The sequence below is a fragment of the Streptomyces sp. NPDC003247 genome (genome assembly GCF_042888135.1).
Lineage (GTDB): Bacteria > Actinomycetota > Actinomycetes > Streptomycetales > Streptomycetaceae > Streptomyces.
The window spans coordinates 819,533-832,968 of record NZ_JBIAPF010000003.1; the positions used below are offsets into that span (position 1 = coordinate 819,533).

At 69.1% G+C, this 13,436-nt stretch carries 9 protein-coding genes; 5 read left to right on the forward strand and 4 right to left on the reverse strand.

What is annotated here, in order from left to right:
- Positions 1-207 precede the first annotated feature (207 nt).
- On the forward strand, positions 208-600 hold the full coding sequence (locus ACFYWQ_RS12940; protein WP_389515653.1) for a hypothetical protein: 393 nt from the start codon (positions 208-210) through the stop codon (positions 598-600).
- Between the two features lie 5 nt (positions 601-605).
- On the forward strand, positions 606-1,274 hold the full coding sequence (locus tag ACFYWQ_RS12945; protein WP_389515957.1) for a nucleotidyl transferase AbiEii/AbiGii toxin family protein: 669 nt from the start codon (positions 606-608) through the stop codon (positions 1,272-1,274).
- A gap of 289 nt (positions 1,275-1,563) precedes the next feature.
- Here the strand turns inward: ACFYWQ_RS12945 and ACFYWQ_RS12950 are convergent, their stop codons facing one another.
- Entirely contained in the window at positions 1,564-6,414 is a 4,851-nt protein-coding gene (locus tag ACFYWQ_RS12950) for a hypothetical protein (RefSeq protein ID WP_389515655.1), read from the reverse strand.
- A gap of 132 nt (positions 6,415-6,546) precedes the next feature.
- On the opposite strand from ACFYWQ_RS12950, the gene ACFYWQ_RS12955 reads away from it, so the two are divergent.
- The gene (locus ACFYWQ_RS12955; protein ID WP_389515657.1) at positions 6,547-7,083 is read left to right on the forward strand and encodes a hypothetical protein; all 537 of its coding nucleotides are present in this window, start codon (positions 6,547-6,549) and stop codon (positions 7,081-7,083) included.
- 168 nt (positions 7,084-7,251) lie between these two features.
- Here ACFYWQ_RS12955 and ACFYWQ_RS12960 read toward each other — a convergent pair whose 3' ends face one another.
- The 3 genes from ACFYWQ_RS12960 to ACFYWQ_RS12970 form a co-directional block, all read right to left on the reverse strand.
- The gene (locus ACFYWQ_RS12960) at positions 7,252-7,539 is read right to left on the reverse strand and encodes a hypothetical protein (protein ID WP_389515659.1); all 288 of its coding nucleotides are present in this window, start codon (positions 7,537-7,539) and stop codon (positions 7,252-7,254) included.
- A 396-nt stretch (positions 7,540-7,935) separates the two neighbouring features.
- Positions 7,936-9,327, reverse strand: a complete 1,392-nt coding sequence (locus ACFYWQ_RS12965; protein ID WP_389515661.1) for a class I SAM-dependent RNA methyltransferase — start codon at positions 9,325-9,327, stop codon at positions 7,936-7,938.
- A gap of 113 nt (positions 9,328-9,440) precedes the next feature.
- The gene (locus ACFYWQ_RS12970) at positions 9,441-11,546 is read right to left on the reverse strand and encodes an APC family permease (RefSeq protein WP_389515663.1); all 2,106 of its coding nucleotides are present in this window, start codon (positions 11,544-11,546) and stop codon (positions 9,441-9,443) included.
- 394 nt (positions 11,547-11,940) lie between these two features.
- Between ACFYWQ_RS12970 and ACFYWQ_RS12975 the strand changes: the two genes are divergently transcribed.
- Together ACFYWQ_RS12975 and ACFYWQ_RS12980 are read left to right on the forward strand one after the other, a co-directional pair.
- A complete protein-coding gene (locus ACFYWQ_RS12975) occupies positions 11,941-12,609 on the forward strand; it encodes a potassium channel family protein (RefSeq protein WP_389515664.1) in 669 nt (222 codons plus the stop codon).
- Complete coding sequence (locus ACFYWQ_RS12980; protein ID WP_389515665.1) at positions 12,609-13,286, forward strand: potassium channel family protein; 678 nt, start codon at positions 12,609-12,611, stop codon at positions 13,284-13,286. The genes ACFYWQ_RS12975 and ACFYWQ_RS12980 overlap by 1 nt, the downstream gene beginning before the upstream one ends.
- Positions 13,287-13,436: the final 150 nt, after the last annotated feature.

The window sequence follows — 13,436 nt, forward strand, 5'->3', positions numbered from 1 at the left end:
CAGGTCAGAGCCGGTTTATCGGCTCACTGTCCCGCGTGCGTGCGCCGAGAGCGTCAAACGAGCGTCATGACCCACAGTCCATCCCTCCCCTTCTGGCGGGACAGGCTGCCACGACCAGCTCATCTGCACGAGCCCGCTCCCGCTCGCTCCGGACGCAAGCTCGCACATCATGACCCTCACCACTTCTCCGGCCGCCATAATGGAGTCATGCCCTCCAGCTCACAGCACGCCACACCCACGCCGAGCGACCTCTCGGGCGCGGTCGCCGAGGACCTCGCGCTGTACCGGGAGAAGTTCCGGCGCCGTCTGCCGGAGTCGCTGGACGAGTTGCAAGGGCCGACTCATGGTGTCGTGGATCTGCCGCTGCACATGGCCTGGTCCGGGATGATCTCGTACGACTTGCGCAAGCCGCGCCAGCGCATGGGCCTGTACCGCACCGTCCTGCACGAGGGCCTGCGCGACGACCTGCCCCGCTACCTCAACCAGGACCTGCTCCTCCAGCTGTGGCCGGTGCTGCGCACCCTCGTCGGCCGTACGGTGCGCACTGTATGGGAAGACGCCTTCCCCCAGCTCGCCTCCCGCACCAGGGCTGCCGCGTGACGGACATGCCGGAGCTGCACACGCGGCTCCTGGCCGATGTGATCGCGCTCGGCTCCCCATATCCCCTGGTCCTTACTGGCGGATACGCCGTGCGGGCGCATCGCCTCGTGAGCCGCCCCAGCCAGGACCTTGATGTCGCCACCGAGAACCCGGCGCCCATGGCCGACATCGCGGCCACGCTCCGCGCCGGCCTGGAAGCCCGCGGCTGGAAGGTGCACGCGCTGGAGACCGCCCCGCTGTCCGCCCGCTTCACCGTGTCCGACCCGGCCACCGGGCAGGAATGCGAAGTCGACATCCTCAAGGAGATCTTCTGGCGGCCGGTCGCCCAGAGCCCGTACGGGCCCGTCCTCGCGGAGGAGGACGTGATCGGGACCAAGGTCCGCGCCCTCGCCGACCGCGGAGCGCCCCGCGACCTGATCGACGTGTTCGCGGCCTCCCGTCGCTGGACCAAGGCCGAGCTCGAGGAGTTCGGCCGCCGCCACGCCCGCGGCCGCTTCGAGCGCGAGGATCTGCAGTCGAACCTCACGGGCGCCGAGTGGACCGACGACGAAGCCTTCGCCGCCTACGGGCTCGATTACGCCACCATCACCGCGCTCCGTGCTTGGGCCGTGGAGTGGGCCGACGACCTCGCTGCTCGTCTCCTCGAAGAGGCCGATGATCCGGACATCGACTGATCACGGTCGGGCGGGACCGGATCTCCAAGCTGCCTACGATGCCAACCTGGATAGGAGCCAGAAATCAGTAGGTAGGAAGGAGATCGGCAACGGGGCAAAGGGCGGACACCAGTACCATCGCGATGCGGCGCCGGCCGCCCCAGCGGCCGGGACCACCGCGGCCTGCCGATGCTGGCTTCGTTCTCCCCACCGACAGTGCCCGGGGGCGCCGGCTGGCCGACGCCAGTTGGCCACGGCCTCACACCGCACGCGCCCCTCGGCCTCACTGACGCCCCCCGGGATCCCCCCGTCAGCCCGTCGTTGTGGGCTCCACCACGAACTGTCCGTTCGCCGTGGGGCGTACGGCAAAGCCGAGCCGTTCCACGAGGGCACCGAGCGAGGCACCGCCGCGCAGTTGCCGATACGTCTCCTTCCCGAGAGTGTCCGTGAGGGCCTTGCCCACCTGGAAGGAGGTGACACCGAGTCCGCCGGTCTCGGCGGACAGCAAGTGGCCGATGACGAACCGACCTGCCTCCTCCGGGCCGTCGGCCTCCGCCCGCCGACGGGCCTCCTGCCGAATCTCCGGCGTCGAGGCCACGGGCCTCGGGCGTGGCGCCAGTGACGGCGTGTGTGAGGATGAAGACACTCGTCCTGAGGCACCCACCTGCCCGGAAGCTCGCGCCGAACCGACCTGGGAGTGCTGCGGCACCGGCGGGACGGCCACCTCCGTAATCCGTGCCCGGACATTACGAAACAACTCCTGCTCCTGGGCGAGTTCCACGCGCCAGGCCCTCAGTCCGTCATGGGCGAACCCGAGGTCGAACTCGACCACCTTCCCCTGATGCTCGAAGTTCGTAAAGTCCTCACGGGGTACGAAGAACGCCTTCATGTCGCCGTCCTCCACGGCAACTTGCCCCGAGCGCTGTCCTTCGATCTGCCGGACCACGCCGCGGACGCGCTGACAGACCTGCCCGGAAAGCTGCCAGTCCCGACTCGTGGGCCGGTACTCTCCGAGCTCCCTGAAGTTCGCCAGACGCGCCGCCGCATGGCCCTCGGACACACCCTTCGCCACCCACTCGTAGCTCCACCGCCTGTCGCGGCCGGGGTTGAGCCGCGCGGCCTCGTTGCAGTGGCGCAGCGCCTCGTCCTGCGAGTATTCCTCCTGGTTAAGCCAGCGCAGGAAGTGCACGACATACAGGTAGTAGCTGCACATCGGACTGGTACGCAATCCGGCGATGATCGAGAGGCGTTCCAGAGCGGCGAGGTCGTCGTACTCGGGAAGTCTGCGATAGCAGCGGAACCACAACTCCACGTCATGGTCGGCGAGATCGCCACACTCCTCGAACGCCGCGTCGAAGAATTCCACGACGGCCCGGAAGACCTCGGTGGGCGTTTCCTTCCAGTCGCGACCCTGCTCCTTGAGGAACTCGCGGGCCAGGACCAGGGCCAGCCCCGAGCGACTGCGGGAGTTCACGATCACCTCGCGCCAGGCCCGGACCATGGCCTCGATCTCGCCATGCGCGATCTCGATCTCCTCACGACAGCGCTGGAGGTACGGGCTGTCGGCGCTGTCGGGGCGTACCGACTCGCACTCGTCCAGCAGCGAGAGCGCCACCCTCAACTGCTCGTCCGCCCAGCTCCCGACGTCGCCGCCCGCGGTCAGGAGGTCGACGAGGCTCTTGTGCAGGGAGGCCCTGACCAGCTTGCTGAGGACCTTGACGATCATCTGGATCGCAGAGACGTAATTGTGCTCATCCTCCGGTTTAAGCTTGCGGGCCCTGGCGAACACGCTGAGCGCCGCGTCGTACCGGTCGCGTACGTGCTCGATGAGGGCGGCCTCGCGACCGGTACCGGTACTGAATTGACGCAGTCCCGCGTACACCCACTCCCGGTGCAGCATCCCCAGGGCGTGGAACAGCACGTGATCCTGTTCCTTGGAGAGTTCGATCGCCCGGTTGATGAACTTCTCCGCCTGCCCGTCCTCGTGCTTTTTGAAGTCCAGGTGGTAGCGAGCCAGGTGCAGCCAGTAATGCGGCTCTTCGGAGCACCGGCGCGTGAGCTCCTTGAAGATTCGGTACGCCTGCTCCCGGCCCGGCTGCTGACCGGCGCCAAAGGCTCTGATCAGTTCGGCGAACTGGTGCGTTCCGGAGCCTGATCTGTCGCGACGGATGAAGAGGTTGTCGAGGATCGCCCGCGTCTCCACGTTGGCGGATCCGAGGTGGCCGACCAACTGCCCGATGAACTCGATGGCCGTGTTCGCCAGCCTCGACGGCCACCTGGCGTCCCCGGTCTTCGCCTCCAGAAGCACCTCCAGGAGGGTGTCGGCGATGGACGGGTGCAGGATGCGTAGTTGTCGGCCATCCTCGACGACCAGGTGACGAAGGTCCGCGCCGAGGATGTTCTCAAGGTCGGTCGTGTACTCCGCGAGGGACGCGGCATGCCCGCCCCACTCTCCGGTGATCCACCGGTGGACGAGCGAGTATGGCAGCCCGATCTGTCCGTACCGGGTCACGAGGGCCAGGTAGGAGGCCACGCGTCGCTGTTCCTCGGTGAACTTGCTGACGTGGCTCTCTACGTACTTCGCCGTGCCCGAGAACTCCGTCTCGAAGGCACACAGACCGAAGTAGAACGGGGTCACCTGTTGGTCCGGTACGCCGTATGGGACCAGCGCCTCCACCGCCGCTTTGGCCTTGGGAGAGCGGGCGCGGGGGCCGAAGCTGGTACGGAACTCCCGCGCTTCCTCCCGGGTCATCGGCTCGGCCAGGCGGTACATGACGTTGTTGGTGAGCTCGTCCCCGTTGTCCGGCGCCGAGTCGTTACTCCGCGTCACCCAGAGCACCACGACAGGGGTGTTACGTTCGTGCAGCTTGCGGTAGAGGTCCTCCCGGTCGCTCTGCCCCATGTCGGCGCTCTCCGCCACCAGCACGAGCGACCGCTCGGTGCGCCGGTAGACGCTGTCGACGCGCTCGACCGTGTCTGGGCTGTAGTGATGAAGCAGCAGCACCGGATGTTCGCGGTGCAGGTCCCAGGCGATGCGGCGGGCCAGAGTGGTGCCGCCCGCGCCGGGCGCGTGGAACAGTTCGAAGCTGGCCGAGCTCTGGCGGCCCAGGACGTCGGCGATGGCCGTCTGCAACGAGGGCTGCAGCGCCCGGGGAACGTCCTGACCGGCATCAAGGTCCAGCCAGTTCGCCGGGCGCCCCCTCCAGAACGCGTCGACCGCCTGGTCGTGCAGTTCCTCGTCCAGGATCTGGGAGTGCAGCACGACGAGGTCGGCTTCCAGATCGGCGAGCCTGGGGCGGGAGAAACGGATCGGCCCTTTCGCGCCAGGCAGCGTGGCGAGTCGTTCGGGGCGCGGCAGAGCTCCGGTGTCCGCGAAGACGTTGAGGAGAGCCTCGAACCGTCCGTCGCCGGGTCTGGCTCGGAGAATCTTCACCGGCGGTTCGTAGAGGTCGTCGATGAACTCCAGTACCCGCTCCGCGCGTTGGTCCGGCTCGTCTCCCGCGGTGAGGCACATGACGGCGGCCGCACGGTTGACGCTGTTCCTGCTGTGCCGCTCAAGGACCTCGCGGACGAGGTCCTGATAGGTCGAGCGCCAGCTCCGGAAGTCCGGCGGCCTTTGCTCGCCCAGACGGTCCCAGCCATCCGCCATCAGCCACGACACCGTGTTGCGGCCGGGCGCAGGCCCCCCGTGCCGTCCCGAAACGACGATCTGGTGCTCGGCCGTCTCCCGATCGAATCCGTGGGCGAGGCCGGTCGTCTCGCTGTCGGAATTGAGATCGATGATCACCGACCAGCGGTGGTCGGGCAGGCAGGCGAGGTCCTTGTGTCTCACGCCGTGCTCGACGACGAGGAAGCGGTCGAACGCGTTATGGGTGTCGGCGACAAAAGGCTTCACCTGTTCCACCATCTCCTCCGCGACCGCCTTCGCGCCGGCTGCCGAAACCTCCCTGCTGGGCACGAGGGTCTGCGGCTGGTGGGCGCCGGCGAGAACCCGTTCCAGGAGCGTCGGGTGGTACTCGGTGAGGAGGAGGTGTGTGGCCCATCCAGCCAGCCGATACGCCGTGACACGCTGCTGGTCCGGTGACTTGCGCTTGGCCGCATAGTTCAGCGCGGCGCCGAGCCGCGCGACCAGGTACTGGTGTCGGAGCGATCCCTTACGGGCCGGCTGGAGCGCCTCGATCGTTTCGTCCTTGCCCCGCCGGATACTCTCGACGAGCCTGACGTTGCCCTCCCACGCGAGGGGTACGGCCCTTCTCGGGTCGCGGAGGTCGCAGTCCTGGAGGATTGCTAGGGGGAGTTGTTGCCGCAGCAACTCTTGCCCGACGAGCAGGGTGGCCGTCTCCAGATAGGCGTGGTCATACAGGAGTGGCGCGTCACCATCCCAGGCGATGTCGATGAGCCAGTACCCCACCTCGTCCGCACTCACGCCGTCCAGAAGGATATTGCGCGTGTGCAGGTCGCCATGGTTGTAACCCCGCATGACGAACTCGACCTCGTGGGAGAGCTCGTTGTCCTGCTCCAGTACGGATACAGGGTCGGGCAGCACCTGAGTGGCGAAGGCGAACATGGTGCCGGCGCTGCCAGCCAACCGCCGGGCCTCCCGAAGCGCCTCCCCCTTCTGACCGCCGAAGAACCCCGCTCCCATCCATGCTTCGAGAGTTTGCCGGACAGTCATGGGCTCGCCGCCAGCGTGGTGCCCGAACTGCGCTTCCAGCAGTTCGCGGCTAACTTCCGACAGTGCATCGATCGAGACTGCCGTGGTCGCCACGCGGGCTGGGCGCACGCCACGCGTCTCACCGGCGACTTTGTAGATGTCGACGCGGAGCTGTTCGTCGTGTCCGGAGAGCTCCAGCGGCGGCACGCGCCGGTCAGCGAAGGGGGTGAGCCGCTCGGTGAAGAGCCGGTGCGCCTCGTTCTGACGGTCGTCGGGGTCGTCCGACACCTTCAGGATGTACTGGCCTTCCAGGCGGGCCCGGCCGTCGCCCATCAGGTCGCAGCGGGTAACCCGGGCGGCGGTGAATCCGTCGGCGAAACCGTCCAGGTATGTGACCTTCACAGGCATCCCCAGCTCACGCTCGACGATCTGCGCCACCCGTTCCCGCCACTTCACTTCCTCCTCGTCCACGGTGCCAGTACCGTCCTGCTCAAAGAGGCGCGTCATACCGCCCGATAGTAAAACCTTCCCCTCTCAACCATGCGGTGTTCGAACCTACTTGGCCGACCCTTATGCAAGGTGGGACACGAGGCGTCTGCTCAGATTGGACAGCAGGACGCGGCCAGGAATACTGGAGTGATGGACGCGGGTGGGTACGCGGCGTGGGCCGCTGCGGTGACGAGTGCCGCCACGTTGGTGGTGACGACGGTCGTCGGGGGACGCAGGGAGAAACGTCAATGGGCGCGCGAGGCCCTGACGGACGCGTTCGTCGCGTTCCTAGCGGCGAGTTGGAAGCACTCCGACCTCGCGAAGGTGTCGGCGACGCCGCCTGACATCTCATCGGCCGAGGCGATGGACGGGCAGTACGGCGAGATGCGCAATCAGCTGACGCGGCTGCGTCTGCTGTCGCCCCCTGACGTGGTGCGCGCCGGCGAGACGCTCCTTCGTCTTCAACGCCGAGTGAAGGACGCGGGGTCCGCGTCCGAGCGAGCGGAGGCGCTGTCAGCGGCATCGACGGGGCGGCATGACATGGTGTCCGCGGCCCAGAAGGCGATGGGGCTCCGCCGACCGTGGGGCGCCATGCCAAGGGGGCGGAGAGCCTCCACCGTTCCCGGCCTGCCGGAACCCCGGCAACCCTCCGATTCGGCAAGGACGCGCGCCGACGAGTTCCCATAGCACGTCCGCCGGCAGGAGGACCGCGGGTCCGGAACCATCCCGCTCCTTACTTGGGGGCCGGGGAGGAGTTCCTGGGTGCCGCCCCGCGTTCCCGGTGTGACGCCGACGCAAAGCTACTGGTCCGCCCCGGCACGAGGCCACGCGCATCGCCGACTCGTCTCCGCGGGCTCAGGCCCGCGTCGCCTCCGCCACGGCGAACTCGTATGGCGGTGGTGCCGAGACGGCGACCTCGTCGGCCCGCCGCACCAGGTCGTCCCGCCGCCACGGCCTGCCGGTCAGCTCCATGATGCTGATGGTAGAGCGCAACAGGCCGTTCAGAATGGCGTACACCTCCAGCGAGCCAGCCGCATCCAGACCGTCCAACGCTTCGTCAACCGCGACGGAGTCGTGGTCCACGTAACCCCGGACGACGTCCAGGGCCCGGTCGCGGGCGGTCCTCCGCGCTGCGTCGCTCATGTGGATGACCTTAGGGACGCCGACTCGCGAGCGGATCGGTCTCTCGAAGCAGTGCGCCTCGGAAGAAGGCACTACGACCACCGCTGGGTCCCGGGCAAGACGGGTGGGCGGGTGTAATAGCGGATCACCCGCGCCCCCGAGAGCATCACAGGAACAAGGACACACGTCGCCACGCCAGAACCTGACGCCTCATCAGCGTGAGCGTCACACGAGCGTCACGACTGCCCTGCGCAGCCCCGGCGGCGGCCGCGTACACCACACGCCCGTGTTCCCAGCAATGACCAAAACAGCAGGTCAGAGGCGGTCGTACGGCATGCGGCGTGCCCCACCCCTTGCACTCCGGGAAACAGGTCGAGCGCGCCCGACCCCGCCTGAGGAACTTACGAAAACCGCAGGTCAGAGCCCCTTCTCTGTAGGCTCAAGAATCGCCACGCACTCCACATGATGCGTCATCGGAAACAGATCGAACGCCCGCAGCGTCCGCACCCGGTACCCCCCGTCCCGGAAGTACCCCAGGTCCCGTGCCAGGGCCGCCGGGTCGCACGCCACGTACGCGATCCGCCGTGCTCCGAGCGAGGTCAGGTGGTCCACCGTGGCCCGTCCGGCGCCCGCGCGGGGCGGGTCCAGGACGATGAGGTCGACCTCGGTGATCCCGGTGCGCGGCAGGACGCTCTCGACCTTGCCCTGCTCGATCCGGACCCGGTCGAAATCGGCGAGGTTGTGGCGGGCGTCCTCGACGGCGCGCTTGCCGGACTCGATGCCGAGCACCGCGCCCTTCTCGCCGATCCGGTCGGCGAGGGCGCCCGCGAAGAGGCCGACGCCGCAGTACAGGTCGAGGGCCGTGTCGCCCTTGCGGGGCAGCAGGCCCTGCATGACGGCGGTCACCAGGGTGTCCGCCGCCTTCGGGTGGACCTGCCAGAAGCCGCCGCTGCCGACCCGGTGGGTGCGGCCGTCGGCGCGCTCCCGGACGAAGGGGCGGCCGTGGACGCGGTGGACGCCGCCGTCCTTCTCGCCGACCCGCATCACCGACACCGGCCGGTCCAGCTCCACGATCGGCAGGCGTGCGCCCGGCCGCGGAGTGAGGATCACCTGACGGTCCTGCGAGCCCGTCGCCGCGATCGCCTCGATCGAGGCCATGCCGCTCCAGTCGCGTTTCTCCACACCCAGCTCGCTGACGCCCTCCGCGGCGATCATGCAGTGGTCGATCGGCTCGACCTCGTGCGAGCGGTGCCGGCGCAGCCCCGCCCGGCCCGTGTCGGCGTCCACCGCGTACTGCACGCGGGTGCGCCACTGCGGCACCTGGCCCGCCGGCAGCTTGTCGCCCTCGGCCGGCATCACCGTGCCGTCCCAGCCGGCCTCCTCGGGCGTGAGGCCCGCGAGCCGCTGGAGCTGCTCGGCGATCACCTCGCCCTTCATCCGCCGCTGGGCGCCCGGCTTGGCGTGCTGCCAGTCGCAGCCGCCGCAGCGGCCGGGGCCGGAGAAGGGGCAGGGGGCCTCGACCCGGTCCTTGGACGCCTCCAGGATCTCCACCGCGTCCGCGCGCAGGAAGCGGGCGCCCTGCTCGCCCTCGGTCACCCGGGCCACGACCCGCTCGCCGGGCAGCGTGTGCCGGACGAACAGCACCTGCCCGGAGTCGGTACGGGCGATGCAGTGGCCGCCGTGGGCGACGGGGCCGATCTCGACCTCGTACTCCTCGCCCACCAGCGAGTCCACCGGCGAGCCCTCCGGGGCGCCCGCCTGCGAGCCCGTCCGGGAGCCCGCCTGCGACTTCTTCGGTTCTGCCTGCATGGCGGGGTGACTCCACAACGTCGAACGAGGAACGGCCGGACAACAGCCCACCAGTCTACGTGGCTGTCGTCCGGCCGTTCACCACGAGCCGCCCCGCACGGGGACCGGCCCGGTCAGCTCGTGGGGCCCGTCCCCGGGGAGCCCGAGCCCGACGAAGCCGGTCCCGAGGAGCTGGAACCCGACGGCTCCTTCGCCTGCCCCTCGACCACGGGTCCGCGCCGCACCGAGCCCGGAGCGCTCCAGTCCTGCCGCTTGCGGGCCCGGTTCTTCGCCGCCTCGGAGGACTGGAGCTGGTAGGGCACCGACGTCACCATCACGCCCGGCGTGAACAGCAGCCGGCCCTTCAGCCGCAGCGCGCTCTGGTTGTGCAGCAGGTGCTCGTACCAGTGGCCGACCACGTACTCGGGGATGATCACGGACACCGCGTCGCGCGGCGACTCCCGGCGCAGGCTCTTGACGTACTCGATGACCGGTCGCGTGACCTCCCGGTAGGGCGAGTCCAGGACCTTCAGCGGTACCTCGATGCCGCGCCGTTCCCACTCGTCGCGCAGCGTCTTCGTCTCGGCCGGGTCGACGTTGACGGTGAGCGCCTCCAGGGTGTCGGAGCGCATCAGCTTCGCGTAGGCGAGGGCGCGCAGCGTCGGCCGGTGGATCTTGGAGATCAGCAGCACCGAGTGGACGCGCGAGGGGCGGACGCTGTCGTCGCTGGGCCCCTCGGGGGCGGCGATCTCGGCGGCCACGCCGTCGTAGTGGCGGCGGATCGCGGTCATCGTGCCGTAGAAGATCACCATGCCGAGCAGGGCGACCCAGGCGCCGTGGGTGAACTTGGTGACGAGGACGACGATCAGGACCAGGCCGGTGAAGAAGGCGCCGAAGGTGTTGATCGCGCGCGAGCGGACCATGTGGCGGCGCTTGGCCGGGTCGGTCTCGGTCGCCAGGTGGCGGTTCCAGTGGCGGACCATGCCGGTCTGGCTGAGCGTGAAGGAGACGAACACACCGACGATGTACAGCTGGATCAGGCGGGTGGAGTCGGCCCCGTACAGGACGATCAGCAGGGTCGCCGCGCCGGCCAGCAGCACGATGCCGTTGGAGAAGGCCAGGCGGTCGCCGCGGGTGTGCAGCTGGCGCGGGAGGTAACGGTCCTGGGCGAGGATGGAGCCGAGCACCGGGAACCCGTTGTAGGCGGTGTTGGCCGCCAGGAAGAGCACCAGGGCGGTGGCCGCCGCGAGGATCACGAAGAAGAAGCTGGTCTTGCCGAAGACGGCCTCGGCGACCTGGGTGATCACCGGGTTCTGAACGTAGCCGGAGCCCACGGCCACGCCGTTCTTCATCAGGTCGGCGGCCGGGTTCTCGGCCATGCGGACGTCGGTGACCAGGGCCAGGACGATGATGCCGCAGAACATCGTGACGGCCAGCAGGCCCATGAGGGCGAGCGTGGTGGCCGCGTTCTTCGACTTGGGCTTGCGGAAGGCCGGCACGCCGTTGGAGATGGCCTCCACGCCGGTGAGCGCGGCACAGCCGGAGGAGAAGGCCCGCAGCAGCAGGAAGAGCAGGGCGAACCCGGCGAGCCCCTGGTGCTCGGGCTTGATCGTGTACTCGGCCGTGGGCGCCCGCATGGTGTCCCCGAGCACCAGCCCGCGGAAGGCACCCCACGCGATCATGATGAAGACGCCCGCGACGAACACGTACGTCGGGATCGCGAAGAGCTTCCCGGACTCCTTGACGCCCCGCAGGTTCATCAGCGTCAGCAGCACGACGACGGCGGCCGCGCAGGCCACCTTGTGCTCGACGACGAAGGGCACCGCGGAGCCGAGGTTCTCGATGCCGGAGGCGATGGAGACGGCGACGGTCAGGACGTAGTCGACGAGCAGCGCGCTGGCGACGGTGAGGCCGGCCTTGGCGCCGAGGTTGGTGGTGGCCACCTCGTAGTCACCGCCGCCGCTGGGGTAGGCGTGCACGTTCTGCCGGTAGGAGGCGACGACGGTGAACATCAGGACGACGACCGCGACCGCGATCCACGGGCTGAAGTGGTAGGCCGACACACCCGCGATGGACAGGACCAGCAACACCTCCCCGGGCGCGTAGGCCACGGAGGAGAGGGGGTCGGAGGCGAAGACGGGTAGGGCGACGCGCTTCGGCAGGAGCGTTTCTCCGAGCCGATCACTGCGCAGTGCGCGCCCGATCAGAATCCGCTTGGGCACGTCGGTCAGTTTGGACACAACAGTGGATCGTATGCCTTCGAACACCGGGCCGCCCACCCTCCCCCGGGGTCGGGCGGGTGATGCCGTGCCGCGTCTGCCTCACGGGTGAAATCAGCCACGGCGCGGCTACGGAGTGTGCACCCGGAGCGATCGCCATGCCTATATGACAATCCCCCGCCCGCTCCCGTCCCTGGGAGGTTCCATGCACACCACCGCGGAGCTGATCGGTGCCGCAGGCACCCTTGTCGGCCTCGGCATTCTCACCGCCCTCAGCCTGTGGAGCATCAGCCGTCGCTGAGGCCGCCGACCGTGCACAGGGGTGCCGTCCACCGACCGCACGTGTGTAGCTTGGTCGGCGGTCTGAGACCCTGTTACAGCCAAGTCAGCAACACTTGACCTCGGAAGGACGGTCGTGCACATCGTCATCATGGGCTGCGGCAGAGTGGGCTCCGCTCTCGCCCAGACCCTGGAGCAGCAGGGGCACACGGTCGCCGTCATCGACCAGGACCCCACCGCCTTCCGACGTCTTGGCTCCTCGTTCGGCGGCCGCCGGGTCACCGGCGTCGGCTTCGACCAGGACACCCTGCGCGAGGCCGGCATCGAGGAGGCCGGCGCGTTCGCCGCCGTCTCCAGCGGTGACAACTCCAACATCATCGCCGCCCGGGTGGCCCGCGAGATGTTCGGCGTCGAGAACGTCGCGGCCCGCATCTACGACCCCCGCCGCGCCGAGGTCTACCAGCGCCTCGGCATCCCGACGGTGGCCACGGTCCGCTGGACGGCCGACCAGATGCTGCGCCGTCTGCTCCCCTCGGGCGCCGAGCCGCTGTGGACCGACCCGACCGGGGGGGTCCAGCTCGCCGAGGTGCACGCCTCCGCCGCCTGGGTCGGCCACAAGATCAGCAAGCTTCAGGAGGAGACGGGCGTCCGTGTGGCGTTCCTCACCCGCCTCGGTGAGGCGGTCCTGCCGACCTCGCAGACGGTGTTGCAGGAGGGTGACCTGGTGCACGTGATGATGCGCACCGACGAGGTGGAAAAGGTGGAGGCGTCGTTCGCCGAGGGTCCGACGGAGGGCGGTCACTGATGAGGGTCGCCATTGCCGGGGCCGGTGCCGTGGGCCGCTCGATCGCGGGCGAGCTGCTGGAGAACGGCCACGAGGTCCTGCTCGTCGACAAGGCGCCGACCGCCATCTCGGTCGAGCGCGTCCCGCAGGCGGAGTGGCTGCTGGCCGACGCCTGCGAGATCACGTCCCTGGACGAGGCGGCGCTCCAGCGCTGCAACGTCGTGATCGCCGCGACGGGCGACGACAAGGTCAACCTGGTCGTCTCCCTGCTGGCGAAGACGGAGTACGGCGTTCCGCGCGTCGTCGCCCGTGTCAACAACCCGAAGAACGAGTGGCTGTTCAACGAGGCCTGGGGCGTGGACGTCGCCGTGTCCACTCCGCGTCTGATGTCGGCCCTGGTGGAGGAGGCGGTGAGCGTCGGTGACCTGGTCCGTCTGCTCCGCTTCAGCCACGGCGACGCCAACCTCGTCGAGCTGACCCTGCCCGAGGAGTCGGCGCTGGCCGGCACCCAGGTCGGCGACGTCGAGTGGCCGGAGGACACCTCCCTGGTCACCATCATCCGCGGCACGCGCGTCCTCACCCCGTCCCGGGAGGACTCGCTGGAGCCCGGCGACGAGCTGCTGTTCGTGGCCGCGCCGGCGCGGGAGGAGCAGTTGGAGGACCTGTTGTCGGTGCGACGGCAGGAGACCGGCGGCTGATCCCTCGGGGATACGGCCGGTCCCTTCGGGGATACGGCTGATCCCTCGGGGATACGACGACGAGGGCGCCCCTGGAGACCAGGGGCGCCCTCTCGCTTGCTGCTGGGGAACGAGCCTCTCCGGCGCCGGAACGGGGGGCGCCGGGGCCGC